The organism is Gemmatimonadota bacterium (assembly GCA_041390105.1).
Taxonomy (GTDB): Bacteria; Gemmatimonadota; Gemmatimonadetes; order Longimicrobiales; family Gaopeijiaceae; genus JAGQIF01.
In genome coordinates this window covers 119,458-136,129 of the sequence record JAWKQO010000001.1, presented here as the reverse complement: position 1 = coordinate 136,129, position 16,672 = coordinate 119,458, and the positions used below count along the sequence as shown (strand labels likewise).

13 protein-coding genes are annotated in these 16,672 nt (G+C 68.0%); 2 read left to right on the top strand and 11 right to left on the bottom strand.

The features are described from left to right. Positions 1-5: 5 nt before the first annotated feature. From R3E10_00625 to rpsO, 6 genes are all read right to left on the bottom strand, one after another. A complete protein-coding gene (locus R3E10_00625) occupies positions 6-1,040 on the bottom strand; it encodes a rod shape-determining protein (protein MEZ4414236.1) in 1,035 nt (344 codons plus the stop codon). Between the two features lie 170 nt (positions 1,041-1,210). Continuing rightward, complete coding sequence (gene dut, locus R3E10_00620) at positions 1,211-1,651, bottom strand: dUTP diphosphatase (GenBank protein ID MEZ4414235.1); 441 nt, start codon at positions 1,649-1,651, stop codon at positions 1,211-1,213. Between the two features lie 23 nt (positions 1,652-1,674). After that, a complete protein-coding gene (gene ald, locus R3E10_00615) occupies positions 1,675-2,805 on the bottom strand; it encodes an alanine dehydrogenase (protein MEZ4414234.1) in 1,131 nt (376 codons plus the stop codon). Between the two features lie 72 nt (positions 2,806-2,877). Beyond that, complete coding sequence (locus R3E10_00610) at positions 2,878-4,185, bottom strand: pitrilysin family protein (protein MEZ4414233.1); 1,308 nt, start codon at positions 4,183-4,185, stop codon at positions 2,878-2,880. Positions 4,186-4,188: 3 nt separating this feature from the next. Beyond that, a complete protein-coding gene (gene pnp, locus R3E10_00605) occupies positions 4,189-6,312 on the bottom strand; it encodes a polyribonucleotide nucleotidyltransferase (GenBank protein MEZ4414232.1) in 2,124 nt (707 codons plus the stop codon). A 171-nt stretch (positions 6,313-6,483) separates the two neighbouring features. Beyond that, on the bottom strand, positions 6,484-6,744 hold the full coding sequence (gene rpsO / locus R3E10_00600; GenBank protein ID MEZ4414231.1) for a 30S ribosomal protein S15: 261 nt from the start codon (positions 6,742-6,744) through the stop codon (positions 6,484-6,486). A gap of 257 nt (positions 6,745-7,001) precedes the next feature. Between rpsO and R3E10_00595 the strand changes: the two genes are divergently transcribed. Both R3E10_00595 and R3E10_00590 read left to right on the top strand, forming a co-directional pair. Then, positions 7,002-8,138, top strand: coding sequence for a patatin-like phospholipase family protein (locus R3E10_00595; protein MEZ4414230.1), 1,137 nt, complete (start codon positions 7,002-7,004; stop codon positions 8,136-8,138). Beyond that, on the top strand, positions 8,135-8,749 hold the full coding sequence (locus R3E10_00590; GenBank protein ID MEZ4414229.1) for a hypothetical protein: 615 nt from the start codon (positions 8,135-8,137) through the stop codon (positions 8,747-8,749). Before R3E10_00595 ends, R3E10_00590 begins: the two co-directional genes overlap by 4 nt. Before the next feature lie 58 nt (positions 8,750-8,807). Here R3E10_00590 and R3E10_00585 read toward each other — a convergent pair whose 3' ends face one another. From R3E10_00585 to R3E10_00565, 5 genes are all read right to left on the bottom strand, one after another. Beyond that, positions 8,808-12,728 carry a tetratricopeptide repeat protein gene (locus R3E10_00585; protein MEZ4414228.1) on the bottom strand — a complete coding sequence of 1,307 codons (3,921 nt, stop codon included), beginning with the start codon at positions 12,726-12,728 and terminating at the stop codon, positions 8,808-8,810. A 19-nt stretch (positions 12,729-12,747) separates the two neighbouring features. Beyond that, on the bottom strand, positions 12,748-13,638 hold the full coding sequence (locus R3E10_00580) for a hypothetical protein (protein ID MEZ4414227.1): 891 nt from the start codon (positions 13,636-13,638) through the stop codon (positions 12,748-12,750). Between the two features lie 76 nt (positions 13,639-13,714). Then, entirely contained in the window at positions 13,715-14,566 is an 852-nt protein-coding gene (locus R3E10_00575) for a transporter (protein MEZ4414226.1), read from the bottom strand. Then, positions 14,566-16,188 (bottom strand): trypsin-like peptidase domain-containing protein, encoded by a 1,623-nt coding sequence (locus R3E10_00570; GenBank protein MEZ4414225.1) that lies wholly within the window; start codon positions 16,186-16,188, stop codon positions 14,566-14,568. Before R3E10_00570 ends, R3E10_00575 begins: the two co-directional genes overlap by 1 nt. Positions 16,189-16,213: 25 nt before the next feature. Continuing rightward, complete coding sequence (locus R3E10_00565; protein MEZ4414224.1) at positions 16,214-16,669, bottom strand: FHA domain-containing protein; 456 nt, start codon at positions 16,667-16,669, stop codon at positions 16,214-16,216. Positions 16,670-16,672: the final 3 nt, after the last annotated feature.

The following is a 16,672-nucleotide window of genomic DNA, read 5'->3' as shown; positions in this document are numbered from 1 at the left end:
CGGCCTCAGGCCGTCAGGACGTTCCGGTACTTCTCGAAATCGTCGAGGACTCGCCCTGCCCCGCGCACCACGCAGGTGAGCGGCTCTTCGTCCACATGGATCGGCAGGTGCGTCTCATGCTGGAGCAGGCGATCGAGCCCGCGGATCAGCGCGCCGCCACCCGTCATCACGATGCCGCGGTCCACGATGTCCGAAGACAACTCGGGGGGCGTGATCTCGAGCGCGCGCTTGACTGCTTCGACGATCGTCTGGATGGGCTCCTGGATGCACTCCCGGATCTCCTGGGAGTGTACGGTAACGGTCTTCGGGATCCCACTGACCAGGTCACGTCCCTTGACCTCCATCTCGCGCTCCTCCCCGAAGTCGAACGCCGATCCGATCTGGATCTTGATCGCTTCCGCGGTGGGCTCGCCGATCAGGAGGTTGTAGTTCTTGCGCAGGAAGGTGACGATGGCCGAATCGAGCTCATCGCCGCCGACTCGGATCGAGGTGTTGGAGACGATGCCGGAGAGCGCGATCACGGCGATCTCCGTGGTCCCGCCCCCGATGTCGATGACCATGTTGCCGGTCGGCGTCTCGATGGGCAGCCCCACGCCGATGGCCGCGGCCATCGGCTCATCGATCATGTAGACGGCCTTGGCTCCCGCGGTAAGCGCGGAGGACCGCACGGCGCGCCGCTCCAGCTCGGTAATGCCCGAGGGCACGCCCACGACCACCTTGGGCTTGAGGCGGAGCATGCGCCGGTGCGTCACCTGGGTAAGGAAGTGCCGGAGCATCATCTCGGTCACGTCCACGTCCGCGATGACGCCATCCTTCAACGGACGGACGGCCTCGATCCCCTCCGGGGTGCGGCCCAGCATACGCTTGGCCTCGAGCCCGATGCCCTTGATCCGGCCCGAGCCCTTCTCGACGGCAACGACCGAGGGCTCGTTCAGCACGATGCCCTCGCCCTTGACGTAGACGAGCGTGTTGGCTGTCCCCAGATCGACGGCGATGTCGTTTCCCGGAAAGAGGCGTCCGGGAGTGAACCAGCGAGCCAAAGGCGTATTTTCTCCGGCTGGTCTGGACAGAAGTTGTGTGATGGGACGCTACGGACCCGACCCCCAGGAAGGGTGCCCGAAGCTACCCGAGGTCATGGCACTTTGCAAGAACGGTACCCGGCTCCAAGAGGCTGCGCGCGGCACATGCGCAGGCGCCAGGAAGGCCCCCTTCAGGCGGTGCCGGTACTGCCGAAACCACCCTCGCCCCGAACCGTGGCTCGAAGCGTGTCGACCTCGATCAAACGCGGTGTCTCGAATCGGGCGAACACCAGCTGCCCGATGCGCTCCCCGCGCTCGATGCGGTACGGCTCCCGTCCCAGGTTCTGCAGCGGGACCTTGAGCTCTCCGCGATAGTCCGGGTCGATGGTGCCGGGCGCGTTGGGCATGGTGATCCCATGGCGCAGCGCGAGGCCGGAGCGGGGACGGACCTGGCACTCGACTCCCTCCGGGAGCTCCATCGCCAGGCCCGTCCCCACTGCCCGAATCTCGCCCGGTTGCAGGACGAACCCCGGTTCCGCCGAGCGCACATCGTACCCGGCGGCGTGGGCGCTGGCTCGCTCGGGCAACGGCAGGTCCGCGTTCCCGGCCAGCCTACGGAATCGAACGTCCACGGTTCCTCCCGCGCCCGACCGAATCAGACCTGCAGTGGCTCCTGAAGGAAGTCCTCCACGCCCCGACAGGGCATGTCGAAGGCTTCCGCCACGCCCGGATAGGTCAGCGAGCCGGCTACCGTGTTGACCCCGAGCGCCAGAGCCCGGTCCGCGCGGCAGGCCGCCTTCCACCCGAGGTTCGCCAGGCGCAGCGCGTAGGGGAACGTGGCGTTGGTCAGCGCCAGCGTGCTGGTACGCGGAACGGCACCCGGCATGTTGGCCACGCCGTAGTGGATGACTCCGTCGACCGTGTAGATGGGGTCTTCGTGGGTGGTCGGCTTGATCGTCTCGACGCAACCACCCTGATCCACCGCTACGTCCACGATCACCGAGCCCTCCCGCATGTCTGAGAGGTCGGCCCGGGTGACGAGGCTCGGCGCCTTCTTACCGGGCAGGAGCACGGCACCGACGACGAGATCGGCCCGCCGCAGGCACTCGCGGATGTTGTAGCGATTGGAGTACAGCAGATCCACATTGGCGGGCATCACATCCGACAGGTGACGCATCCGCTCCAGGGACACGTCGAGGATGGTGACATGGGCTCCCAGACCCGCGGCCATCTTTGCCGCATGGGTCCCCACCACACCGCCGCCGAGGACCACGACCTCGGCGGGGAGCACGCCCGGAACCCCGCCCAGGAGGATGCCGCTGCCGCCGAAGAACTTCTCCAGGTACTTGGCGCCCTCCTGGATGGCCATGCGGCCGGCAACCTCGCTCATCGGAGTCAGCAGCGGCAGCTCACCGGAGGGGAGCTGGACCGTCTCGTAGGCGATCGACACGGAGCCGGACGCGAGCAGTGCCTTGGTCAGAGGCTCCGAGGCCGCGAAATGGAAATACGTGAAGAGGACGTGATCCGAGCGGATGCGAGGCCACTCCGGCTCGATCGGCTCCTTCACCTTGAGGATCATCTCGGCGTGGGCCCAGACCTCGTCGGCAGCGGAGGCGATGCGGGCACCGGCCTCCACGTACTGCTGGTCCGTGAAGCCGCTTCCCAGACCTGCTCCCTTCTCCACCACCACATCGTGGCCGTGCTCGGCCAGCGTCTCGGCGCCGGCGGGAACGAGTGCCACGCGATTCTCGTTGGTCTTGATCTCTTTGGGGACTCCGATGCGCATCGCCGTGTCTTCCTGTGGTCTTCCAGCCCGCGCCTCCAGACCTTGGGAGACGCTCGGGCCGGTCGTGGTGGACTACGTTTCCAACTCGGGCCAGGCCGGCGCGAACGCCCCGGCGCCTGTCCTCTGCTTCGGGGCCGGGCCCAGGAGCAGGACGGTCTGCTCGGCCGGCGCGAAGAACTCCGCGGCCACGGCCCGCGCCCCCTCGACCGTGACGCCGTCGATGTCCGCCAGGATCTCGTCCACCGACCGGAAGGGCTCGTCGAAGAGGGCGTGCCCCGCCAGACGGTACAGCCGGGCGGACGTGGATTCCAGGGACAGCAGCAACTGGCCCTTCACCTGCTCCTTGATCTGATCCAGCTCCGCGGGGGGCAAGCCCTCCTGGGCCATGCGCGCATACTCGGCACGAATGGCCTCCAGCGCCCGCTCCTCCCACCCGGGGCGCGTGCCCAGGTACATCCCGGTTACGCCAGCGTCCCGGTTGAAGGACTGGTACGAATAGACCGCATACCCGAGCGCCAGCTCCTCTCGGAGTCGCTGAAAGAGGCGGGAACTCATTCCCCCACCGAATGCGGCGGAAAGAAGAACCAGGGCATGCCGCCGAGGGTCGCGGTGCCCGGGCGTTGCCGCCCCCAACACGATGTGCGTCTGGACGCCCTGGTGTTCGACATGCGCGAGTCGGCCGTGCACCGGTGTGGCTGGACCGACCCGGGGGCTACCAGAATGGGGAGCGGCGCCGCCGAAGCGCTTCTCCACCGTGCGTACCCAGTCGTCATGGTCGACGTGTCCAGCCGCGGCCACGACCAGATTGGATCCGCGATACTGGGCGGCGTGAAGTGCACGCAACGCAGCACCGTCGATGGCAGAGACCGTCTCGCGGGTCCCCAGGATGGACCGGCCGTAGGGATGCCCCGCCCACAGCAAGTCTCCGTGCAGCTCGAACACCAGGTCGTCAGGCGTCTCGTCGACGGTCGAGATCTCCTCCAACACGACGTCGCGCTCGAGCTCGAGGTCCTCATCGCGCAGTAGAGGCTCCAGCACCAGATCCGCGAGAACGTCGACCGCCAGGTCCAGGTGCTGATCCAGCACCCGTGCCTGATAGCCCGTCTGCTCCCGGCTCGTGTAGGCGTCGATCGAACCGCCTACCCCTTCGAGCGCCAGCACGATCTCACGGGCGGAACGGGAACGCGTACCCTTGAACACCATGTGCTCGAGCAGGTGGCTCGCACCCAGGTGCTCCATGGGATCGTGCACCGATCCGTGACGGACCCACACGCCCAGCGCGACAGATCGTACACTCTCGATCCTTTCGCTCAGGACGTGTACGCCGTTGGCGAGACGCGTCTGCTGCATGGTCTGCGCGGTCACCATGCCGCTGGACAACGATCAGGCCTCGCTGGTGGCGGGCTCCTGCGCCGCACTGAGCTCGGCCAGCGCGGCCTTGCGGGAGAGACGGAGGCGACCCTTTTCGTCGATCGAAAGGAGCTTCACCTTGGTGATGTCACCCTTCTTCAAGACGTCCTCGGTCTTCTCGACTCGCCCTTCCTGCAGCTCCGAGATGTGGCACAGACCCTCGGTGCCCGGCAGGATCTCGACGAAGGCGCCGAAGGTGGTGGTGTTCTTCACCGGCCCTTCGTAGATGCGACCGACCTCGGGCTCCTGCACGATGGCCTCGATCATCTCGCGTGCACGTAGACCCGCCTCTCCGGACACCGCCGCGATCTTCACCAGGCCGCTGTCGTCGATGTCGATGGTGGCTCCGGTCTCGTCCTGGATGGCACGAATGGTCTTGCCCTTGGGCCCGATGATCTCGCCGATCTTCTCCGGGTTGATCTCGATCGTCATGATGCGCGGTGCGTATTGCGAGAGCTCGCTCCGCGGCTCGGCGATGGTGTCGTTCATGATGCCGAGGATGTGCATCCGGCCCTTGTGGGCCCGCTCCAGCGCCTCCTTCAGGATGTCGACAGTCAGTCCTTCGACCTTGATGTCCATCTGGATGGCAGTGACGCCACGCGCGGTGCCCGCGACCTTGAAGTCCATGTCGCCGAGCGCGTCTTCGAGACCGAGGATGTCGGTGAGCACGGCCACGTGCCCGTCTTCCAGGATCAGTCCCATGGCGACTCCGGCGCAGGCGGCGCGCATCGGCACACCCGCACCCATCAACGCCAGCGAAGCCGCGCAGACGGACGCCATCGAGGACGAGCCGTTGGATTCGAGCACATCCGACACCACACGGATCGTGTACGGGAACTCGTCGTACTTGGGAAGCAGCGGCTGAATCGCGCGCTCGGCCAGATTTCCGTGGCCGGTCTCGCGGCGTGAGGTGCCCCGGAACGGCCGGGCCTCGCCGGTGGAGAACGGCGGAAAGTTGTAGTGCAGCATGAAGGACTTGAAGATGTCCTCGGCCGAATCGATCGAGTCGATGCGCTGCTCGTCTCGAGCGGTGCCCAGCGTGACCACACCCAGCGCCTGCGTCTGGCCGCGCGTGAACAGCGCGGATCCGTGCGGCCGGGGCAGCACGCCCACCTCGCACTGGATCGGGCGGATGTCGTCGACGCCTCGCCCGTCGGCTCGCTCACCGCGCTCGAGGATCTGCTTGCGCATGGTCTTCTTCTCGATGCCGCGCAAGATGTCCTTTACGGAGGGAACCAGATCGGTGTCCGTTTCCTCTTCCTCGGAGCTGGCCGACATCTGCGCCAGCACGTCCTCCTCGATGGAGGCGAGCGCCTGGCTGCGCTCCTGCTTGTCACGCAGGGTCATGGCCTCGGCCACCCGGGCCAGCGCCAGATCCTCGACCTGGCCGCGCAGACCCGCCGCCGGGTCCTTGGACGTCCACTCCATCACCGGCACCTGGTGGCCCTCCAGGAACGCCTTCTGGAAGGCGACCAGCTCCTTGATCCCCTCATGGGCCACCTGCAGACCCTCGAGGATCTCGGACTCCGGCACCTCGACCGCCCCACCCTCGACCATGGTGATGGCGTGCTCGCTGCCGGCGACCACGATGTCCAGGTCGGAGTACTCGAGCTGCTCGAAGGTGGGATTGAGGAGCCAGTTGCCCTGGATGCGCCCGATGCGAACCGACGCGACCGGCGTGCGGAACGGAATGGGCGAGAGGTTCAAGGCGACCGAGGCGCCGAGGAGCGCCAGCACGTCGGCGTCGTTCTTCTGGTCGGCGCTGAGGATGAAGCACGCGACCTGGGTCTCGTGCATGAAGCCGTCCGGAAACAGCGGCCGGAGCGGCCGGTCCACCGAGCGGGCCGCGAGGATCTCCTTGTCTCCCGGACGCCCTTCGCGCTTGAAGAAGCCACCGGGGATCTTGCCGGCCGCGTAGCTCTTCTCCCGGTACTCGATGGTCAGCGGGAAGAAGGGGAGGTGGGTCGGGTTCGGCTGTACCGTGGCCGCGCACAGCACCACGGTCTCACCGAATTGGACGAGGCACGTACCCTGAGCGAGCTTGGCCATGCGGCCGGTCTCGAGGATGAGAGGTCGACCAGCGAACTCTCGTTCCATTCTGTGCATTCTTTTCTTTCCGATTTCGCTGTCCCGGGCCGCGCGGACGCTCTGTCGTGCGCACGGGGCGGGAACGGGTCTTGTGGGTCGGTCCGCAACTGCACTCCTCGAACGGGGCAGCCTCGAACGCGAAGAGCGGAATCCACCTCGGATTCCGCTCTCATGGGTTGCCTACCGACGGAGGCCCAGGTCGGCGATGAGGCTGCGGTAGCGCTCGAGGTCCGTCTGTCGGAGATACTCGAGGAGTCGACGGCGGCGGCCGACCATCTTCATCAGCCCCTGGCGGCTGTGATGGTCCTTCTTGTGGGCCTGGAAGTGGCTCTGCAGGTAGTTGATCCGCTCCGTGAGCAAGGCGATCTGAACAGGCGCGCTGCCCTGATCCTTGTCGTGGAGCTGGTACTTCTTGATGACGCTGGACTTGTCGATGCCCATTCGTTGGGTCGCCTCCGCGAGAGTCTGCGCTGCACGGGAAGCCGGATTGGCCGTCTCTTTGCTAGCCCCAAAGTGTAAACCGACCCCGGGTGGGGGGCAACCGGCCGCCTCCCCACAGGCAGGGACGGCAGGCAGGCGACCGAGGCGCCGCTGGTCCGGGCGGGCGGGCCGCCCGGACCCGGCCCCTCGCCTTGCCTTCGGTTTCTTTCCGGCCCTACAGTGGAGCCCGACGCACCCCCTCCATCAGGATGCCGTCCGTGACCACTCTGGAAGCCCGCCTCTCGCTGCCCGGCCCCAAACGCCTGCTGGCCCTGGACGGAGGCGGCATTCGCGGGCTCGTGACGCTTGGCTACCTCGAGCGCATCGAGTCCCTGCTCCGGGAGCAACATGGCGCACCGGACCTGGTGCTTGCCGACTACTTCGACCTGATCGGGGGGACCAGCACCGGCTCGGTGATCGCGACGGCGCTGGCCCTGGGGTGGCCAGTGGGGGAGATCCGTCGGCTCTACCACAAGCTGGGGGCGGACGCCTTCAAGCCCAAACGGTCGCTCCTGGGGCCGTTCGGCCGCATCGTGGGGGCCAAGTTCGACGAGAAGGCGGTAGGGGAGGTCCTGCGATCGGAGCTCCACGACTGGCGCCTGGACTCGGAGCGGCTCAGGGTGGGCCTCACCATCATCGCCAAGCGGGCGGACACCGGATCCGTCTGGGTGCTGGTGAACATCCCCGGGCATCGGTACTACGAAATGAACCGCCATCTCAAGCTCTGGGAGGTGGTGCGAGCCTCCACGGCGGCCCCGACCTACTTCGCCCCGCAGTGGATCAAGGATCTGGGAGGGGGCGAGGGGGGCGTGTTCGTGGATGGGGCAGTGAGCATGCACGGGGACCCGGCCCTTCAGCTCCTGATGGTAGCGACGCTTCAGGGCTTCGGGCTTGGCTGGCCCCTCGGCGCCGAGCGGATCCTGCTCTGCTCGGTGGGCACGGGCAGCTTCGTGGCCAAGGCCCCTCCGCAGAAGCTGAAGAAGTACACACAACTGCATTGGTTGGCGCTGCTCATGGTTCAGATGATGAGCGACGCCGGCGAGCTGAACCGCACCATGCTGCAGTGGTTGTCCCGCAGCCCGACCGCGCACGAGATCGATAGTCAGATCGGAGATCTCGGTTCCGATCTGTTGGGTCCACAACCCCTTCTCCACTACCTGCGCTACAACGTCGGACTCGACCCGGACGCCCTGTCGGGCTTGGGACTCACGTATTCCGAGAAGGAAGCGAGCTCGCTGCGTGAGATGACCAACGTGGCCAAGATCCCGGAGTTGGACGAGGTGGGCCAACGCGCGGCCGCGGCTCAGGTCCATCTCGACCACTTCCCCGACCGGTTCAAGAGAGACGTGCCTTGACCGACGCGGACGCGCCCGTGCGCGTCGGCGTGACCGGCCACCGCACCTTGCACGATCTGGTGGGCTCGCAAGCCGAGCTGCTGCGGGAGCGTGTGCGTGCCCTGCTGGTGGCGTTGGCCGAGGAGCGAGTTGGCACGTTGGTCTCACCGCTGGCGGAGGGAGCGGATCGCATCGTGGCCGAGGAGGCCCTGGCACTGGGGTACCGCCTGGAGGTAATCCTCCCGTTTGCCGCCGAGAGCTATGAGCGCGACTTCCGTGGCCCCGCCTCGGTCGACGCCTTCCGGGCATTGCTGGAGCGCGCCGCACACCGCGCGTCGCTGGATCGCGACGCCACGGACTCAGCGACGCGGGCCGCTGCCTACGAGGCGGTCGGCGACGCCCTCATCGAGTCGACCGACCTGTTGATCGCGCTCTGGGACGGCGACCGTGAGCGAGGTCGCGGCGGCACGGGGCAGGTCGTCCGCCGAGCGCTGCGGGCGGGGCTGCCGGTGCTCCACGTCGCGTCGACGACCCCGTTTCCGATCCGTCTCTTGATGGAGGACCCGGGTGCCGGCTCCACTGTGATCGAAGGGCTGGTGCGCCGCGGAGTGGTGGACCTACCGTCCAGCTAACGTTCCGAGCCCAAGGCCCGGACGTTGCGACGAAGCCCACGCCAGTCTGGCGGTGGGCTCAGCGCGCCTCGGCCAACAGCTGACGCGCCGCCTCGGTCTCGGGATGATCCGCGCCGAACTGGTCCGTGAGCAACTCGACCCCGCGACGGGCCAATGCGCGCGCACGCGGGCGATCTCCGGAGGCAAGCACGAGGCGACCCTCGCGAACCAGCACGTCGGCGAGTTCGGCCGGCCGCGGGGGCTCGGCCTGTTCCAGGAGGACCCGCAGGCGATCCGCACGATCGATCGCCGTCGGCACGTCGTCCAACACCAGCAGCGGACCGATCAGCGCCCGATGCGCCTGGAAGGCGTCGGCGTCGGGGGCCTGGATGGAATCCAGGATCGACCATCCCTCGCGTAGCGCGATCAAGGTGCCTTCGCGATCGCCCCTGGCCGCGCGATAGAAGGCGACGTCTCCCAGGGCCGCTGCGATCTGTGGACTTCCCGCGGCGTACACCTCCCGCTTGACCCTCAGCCCCTCCTCCGCCCACTGCTCGGCCGCCTCGTAGTCGTCGAGATGGTACAGGGCGGTCTCCAGTTCCTCGAGCGCAGCCGCCTCGCGCCCGCGGTCTCCCAGGGCCCGCACCAGCTCGAGCGCCTGGGTCAGATCCGATTCCGCCCCGGTGCGGTCGCCGACCTCCGCGCGCAGCGACCCCCGCTCGATCAGCACGCGGTCCCGGGACAGGTCGGCACCCTCGCTCAGATCGCAAGCGAGCGCGGAGTCGTACGCCGCCAACGCGGCGTCGTAGCGGCCCTGGGCGCGCTGCACGTGTCCGCTGACCACCCAGGCACTGGCGACCCGGGGGTGGCGCGCCCCCAGGGACGCTGCCAGGGCAGCGCGCGCGTGGGCCGCGAGCGAATCCGCTTCCTGGTACCTCCCGGTTTGCATGAGCAACTGTGAGAGTTCCAGTTCGGTGATGGCCGGATGGCTGTGTCCCGGGCCATAGGCGGCCTGCTCGATGGAGAGCGCCCGCCGCAGCAAGCTGTCCGCCTCCGTGAAGTCGCCGCGAGACCGAGCGAGGGCCCCGCGCAGCTTCACGGTGACGGCCACTGCCCCGTGCCGCTCTCCGAAGATCGCCACCTGCCGGTGCTCGGTCTCCGCAAGGATCGAGTCGGCCTGCGCCTGCCGGGACGAGACCCATAGAAGGTTGGAGAAGCGGTGCGCCACCATCGCGTAGGCGTCGGGACGCCCCCCTCCAGCCAGGCGGTCCGCACGTTGCAGGGCATCGCGGTAGGCACGCTCCGCCCCTTCCGGATCGCCGAGTTGATAGCGGGCCCTCCCCAGCGACCCGAGGATCCCGATCGACAGCAGGGTATCCGCAGGAGGCGCCGCGGCCAGGGCGGCCTCAAGTTCGGGGAGCGCATCGAGGGCCCGCCCCTGGTCCAGGTGCAGATCGCCGAGCTGGCGCAGCGCCGCCGGCTCGCGCGCGGTGCCGGCCAGTCCCGTCACGGCTCGCTCGAGGTAGGCCTGGGCGCTGGCGAGACTGTCGAGCTTCAGCAGGTACTCGCCCACGGTCAACCAGGTCTCCGCCCGCACTGAGTCCGGCACACCGTTGAGCGCGGCCTCCGCGTCTTCGGCGGCGCGCGCCAGTCGCAGGGCCGCGGGGAACTCTTCGCGCACGTCGTAGGGGCGGGACCATTCCAGGAGGGCCCGGGCCCGGGTTCGCGGCACGTCGGCGAGCGCACCCTGCTCGAGGAGCTGCGTGGTGCCGAAGTCCAGCAACCGTTTCACCGTCCACTCCTCACCACCGGTGAACAGTGGATCGCCGGAATCGGAAAGCAGGCCCACGGTGAACTCGTGCGTGCGCGTCGCGCTCAATGCCTCCTCCGAGGCCCGTTCGCGAGCGTCGTAGGCCGTCCAGGCCAGGGTCGCCGAGACCACGGTCAGACCCGCCAGGCCGGCGAAGGCGGCGCGCCGGATGCGAGCGAAGCGCCGCGCTCGATGGGTGGACGCGGCCAGGAACTCCCGCTCGAGTGCGGAGAGCCCGCTTCCCCGCCGCTCCACATCGCGTGCTTCCTCGAGTGGCTTCCCGACCGGAAGCAGATACTCGAGAGCGCGACGCTCTTCGGCCCAGCGGCGCGCGGATTGCGCCAGGCGGGCCCGGGCCTTGAGCAGGTCACGATCGTCGTCCAGCCACGCGGTGAGCCGCGGCCAATGCCTCAGCAGCGCTTCGTGCGCGATGCCCACGACGGGCTCGCCGTCCCGACCCAGGTCCGTGACGAGCAGGCGGGCATCGACCAGTGCCTGAACGAGCTCGGTGGCACCCGGCGAGGCGGCGACCTGCGTCGAGGTCGCTCGCCGCGCGCCGACCGTTCCTGCATCCTCCGGATCCGCCACCACCACCAGCTGGCGCATCACGGCGGTGAAGGCAGCACGCGCCGACGGGCCGCAGGCCTGGAAGGCATCCTCCGCGCGCCGCGCCAGGCTGCCTTCCAACCCGCCGATCTCGCGGTACGCGGCCAGCGTCAGCGTCCCGTCCGACGCGCGCTGTCGATAGAGCTCCTCGAGAGTGAATTCCAGCAGAGGGAGGGAGTTCGGCATGCGCGCGGCGGAGTCTCGCAGCACATCCTCCAACCGCACGCCCGAGAGCGCGTCTTCCTCCAGCCGCAGACCGGCGGCGGCCACCGGATGGCGCACGATCTGCCCAAGTTCGGCCGGTGTGGGCGCACGCAGGTCGTACTGTCCCTTCCCCTCCTTCAACTCCAGGAGTCGAGGAATCTCCGCGAGCCGCGGATAGACGTCGGCGCGCAGTGTGGCGACGGCCCAGACGCGGCCCGTCCCCACGAGAGCCGCCAACGCCTCCGTGAAGCGTCCGCGCTCCTCCTCGTCGGCCTGGGTGAAGATCTCCTCCAACTGATCCACCACCAGAGCGAGGCACACCGGCTCAGGATCGCCACCGCGCGCCGCCGCCAGGGCCAACGCCGCGCGGAGGAGCGGCGCCACCGTCGTGGGCGACTCGCGCAGCAGACGCGCCAGCCCCTCCTGGCCACCCGCTGCGTCCTCGAGTTCGGGGAGCGCACCATGCGCGAGCAGGGCTCCCGCAAGTCCGTGTAGAAGGTCCCCGCCGCCGTCGCCGGGGCGCAGGATGGTGCGGCGCCACGATCCTACGCCCTCGATCACACCCCGCTGCGTCAGCATGGGGAGCACGCCGGCGCGAGCCAGCGATGACTTCCCTCCCCCACTGTGCCCCACGATCAACACGAACGGGCGGCCGGCTCCCTGTTGTTCCCGGAGCGCATCGACGACCTCGCCCACGGCTGCCGTCCGACCAAAGAACACGTCCGCGTGCTCGACATCGAACGCCTGCAGCCCACGAAAGGGAGAGCCCTGCGTCCAGCGCGCCCGTACCGCCTCGAGGGGTCGCTCCACCGGAGGCAGTTGTCTCTCGACGAGCTTCCGCAGGTGCGTCTCCAGGAGCGATTCGAACTCCTCCGGGCGCTCGAAGGCGTGGAAGGCACCGCGCAAGGTCCCATCGTCGTGGTCATAGAACCAGTGTTCGATGAATCCGTCCAAGGCCTTCTTCTGCTCCAACTTGCGGAGCAGTTCCTCCGGGTTGGAAAGACTCACCACCGGGTCGGTGGTCTTTCGGTACACCAGCAGCTCCGGGCGGCCGCTCCGACGCAGGCCCTGCACGGCGTCCTCGAACTCGAACTCCGTGCCGGAGGCATAGCGACGTCCGTCGGGTCGTACGAACTCGGCCGGCAGGCGGGTGCCCAGGCGGGACCAGAGGATGCAGATGGTGATGTCGGTCTCGGAGGGGCGGACGATCTGGGTCTGGAACGTGCTCGTGGCGACCAGGGGCTCGTGCTCCCACAACACGGCTTCCAGGCGAGCCCGCCCGGCGAATTCGTTTTGCAGGCGTGCCACCACCCGGTGGGCCAGTGAGCGCTCCGCGCCGACGTCGCCCGGTGACGAGACGAAGATCCGCAGCGACTTCACGAGGCGCCCACCCCGGGCATCATCGGAGCAGTGTCGACGCGAGGCCCCGGAACGCCGATGCACTGTCCACGGTCAGCAGAAAAGTGACGCCAGCAACGCGCAGGTCGGACCTGCTGCAGAACCGAGCCGGAGCGCACACCGCACCCTCGAACCCCACGTCTCTACGGCTGAGCTGCAGCCCCAGGTGGAGGTCGATGGCGCTGGCTTCGGCGGACTCTCCAAAAACGAACGCCTGCAGCCCGGACATGCCGAAGAAGAAGATGCGATCCTCCCGGACGGACATGGCCGCCGACAGGCGGAGGCGCTCGACCGAGGGCCACAGAGGGAAATCGACTCCGACGATGGGGAATACCCCCGCCCGCCGCTCGATCGACCGCACCGAGGTGGAATCGTAGGTGAGGAACCGCGTGGTGTCGCCGGCCTGCACCACGGCGGTGTCGCTGGTCTTGACCAGGGTGGTATAGGCGTCCTGGCGGGGCGTGTAGGCCACTCCGAAGAACACCCGCGCGCCTTGCCTACCGGTGGCCTCCAGGACCACGCGCTCGTCGGGGTATCCGTCGAGCGTCGCTTTCAGATGCTGGCGGCCGACGCGGTCGGCCAGGTTCCAGCGCGTCTCCACGCGGCAGCGCCCTTCGCTCCACGCGCCGTAGGCGGTATCCGGCGACGGGTGCCCGTTCTCGCTGGGGCGGAACACGACCGCAGTCCGATGACACGCCAACTCGTCGGGAACGTTGTCGATGTGCAGGAGGATGGGCCGGGGCAGCTGCCGACCCGCAAACCACGATTGACCGTCGCCGGACTCCCCGGGATCGGGTCGTAGGCGCAAGCCCGTGATCGTCTGCGCCGCCCCTCCACACGGCAAACACGCGAGAACGGCCGCCAAGCCGACGGTGCGGATCAGGAATCGCATGGGGGATCCCCGTTGAAGGGAGGGCAGATGAACCGCGGGAATGGGCGCCGCCAGCGGCGACGCCCATCCCTCTCAGTCACGGTACGTAGGTTCCGCCCAGCACGAAGGCGTAGTCGAACGGCGAGACGTCCAGGCTGGAGGCGACATTGAACGCCACCGCCAGATCGATCAGCCACTGCGACGTCGCGCTGATGCGTGCGCCCGGCGCCAGGTTGATTGCGTACTCACCATCCGAGGTGGCTCCCAGGAGCTCCCCACTGAAGGCGAAGCGATCGCTGGTCCGGTAGACGCCCGCACCCGAGAAGTTGATCGCCGTCATGCCGTCCTGATCGTCCGTGGGCACGACAAACCCCAGCGAGCCGTGGACCGTCAACGGGCTTCCGCCCGCCAAGCGATGGCTTACCGCTCCTGAGACGCCGAGGGAGGCACCGGCCTGACCGAAGTCCTCCGAGCCCACGGGCAGGCGCACGGCTCCCGTCGCGGCGAAGCTGGACCGACCGTCCTCCGAACGCCACGCGCGGTACTTCGCGAAGATGGAGGCATCCCCCCGGCCGCTGTCGTCGAAGGTCGACGACGGGCTCTCCGCGCTCACGCCCACGTAGGGCGTGATGCTCGCTCCCAACATCAGATCCGGATTCGGAGCGAAGACACCCGTTACGCTGAGGCCGCTGGACGTCAGCGTCCCTTCGGTGGCGCCTTCGAACGGATCGAAGATCCCGATCGTCGTCTCAATCATGCTGTAGCTGGCAGCCACGGCCCAGCCGCCGCCCAGCACCAGGCCGCTCTCCGACAGGAGCGGTGCCGCGTTGATACCGTCCGGAGTGGACACGGCCGCTGCGCCGGTCGCCGCACCGATCGCTCCGAGCTGCGCCGCCGCCGGCGTCGCAACTCCGACCAGCATTCCGAGCACGAGCACACCCGACTTCATCAGGCCTCCAGGGAGAAGATGGACGCGCCGACCTTGATCCGGTCTCCACTCTTGAGCGTGGCTTCCTGGATTGGTCGATCGTTGACGTACGTGGGATTGGTGCCACTCAGGTTCTTGACGACGTAGCCTCCGTCCGAGGCCACCACGAGCGCGTGTTCGCGGGACACGCTGCTGTCGGAGAGCACCACCTGACACACCGCTGGATCGCGGCCGATCTTCACGCCCGCGCCCGTGATGGAGAAGCGATTGCCGGCGAGCGACCCGGCCTGCGCGATGAGGTGCGCCGGACCGCCGTTCGCAGACGGCGTGGAGCGCGCGGCCCGACCTGCACCAGCGCGACCAGGAGAAGTACCGCCTCCGGGGGCAGCCGCCCGACGCGACATCAGGCCGGACACCACCAGCAAGCCGCCCAGGGCCACCGCGGCCAGGATCATCCAGGTCGGGATGCGAGACGAACCGCCTCCACTGGTCCCCTCCCCGCGATCGCGCGCCTGCATGGAGTTCAGGCGCAGCGTGGCGGCGTCCGGCAGGTTGGGCAGAATCCGGATCGCCTCATCGAAGCCGCTGATGGCCGCCGCGTAGTCACGGGCATAGTAGCTGTCCAACGCGCGGTCCCAGGTGCGGTCGAACATCCCGGGCTCGAGAGTGGCGTTGGCCGGCAGGTAGCCGCGGGCGACGTTGGACGGCACGGCGAAGTTGAAGCCCTGTACCATCTGATTGCCCTCGATGCTACCGAAGGTGGCCATGCCGATGACCTCACCGTCCCCGTTGAAGACCGGGCCACCGCTATTGCCGTGGGTGATGGCGGCATCCATCTGGATGACGCTGTTGCCGCCCACCGCCACCTTCACCGCCGACACCTGCCCGCGCGTGAAGCTGGCCTGCATCTGCGACTCGGGGCTCAGGTAGGGGTGCATCAGTACCGTACCGGGGTACCCGGCCACGAAGATCTCGTCACCGATCTGGACCCGGTCCGAATCGCCGATGCGAAGGGTGGGCAGGTCGCGGCCTGCGACCTTGAGCACGGCCACGTCGCTGCCGGACTCCCTGGAGCCCTGCCACGGGAAGGAGGTCTTGCCTGGCAAGTTGCTCATGGGCGGACTGTAGGCTCGCACCTCAGCGGTCATCTTCTGCCAGTTCTGCAGATAGACGTCGAGACTCTTGCGCAACGTGATCTGGGAACGCTGCAGCAGCTCGACGGTGGTCTGGATCTTGTCCTGGTCGCTCAGGGCCGAGCCTCGATCCTGCGCGATCCGGTCGAACACGCCGCCGCTCTCGAGCGCGTTGTAGAGAAGCTGGCCCCTGAGCTGTTCCTCGTTCGCCTCCTCGTACAGCTCCACCACGTGACCGTTGGTCACCACGAAGCCGTCCGGAGAGACCAGCCAACCCGATCCCATGCTACTGATCTGGGAGTTGAGCTGAACTGCCTGGCCGTCCTGGTTCTGCACCACGATGTCGGCCTGCGCCGACAGCCACACCAGGACCGTCGCCGGCTTCACCTCGTAGTAGAGCCGCTGCCGCTGGTCGGCATCGCGATCCTGCGCCTCCACTGCTCGGGGCAGCGCGCTCGCCAGAGCCAGCAGGCCCAGGATCAAGGCGTACACAAAACGCGTTCTCTTCATCACGGTTCTCCTGGGATGCATCGAACTAGTTGTCCTGGAACAGCACGCACTTGAAGACCCACTGGGACGAGCCGAATCCAACGCGGTCCCCGTCCATGAGCGGATGCTGGTGCGCAGCCTCTCCATTGACCGTGGTGCCGTTGGTGCTATCGAGGTCGGTGATCACGAAGCCACCGTCCTTGAAACGGATGCTGGCGTGACGATCCGAGACGTGGTCGTGCTTGATGATGATCTCGCACAGAGAGTCGGCCCCCACCACAGCCTTCTCTCCGTCGATGCGGTGCATGCGCCCGCGGTCCTCACCCCGGTCGCAGACCAACCACGCGACTGCGGCGATCTCGGGCGGCCGCTGCATGACCACCGTCTTGCGGCCCGTGTCCTCCCGACCCTTCATTTCGCGCTCGAGCTCCGACGGGTCGATGCGCACCGTCTTGGCGAGCGCCGGATTGGGGAGCTTCTGGGTCTTGTCGGGATCGCTCATCGT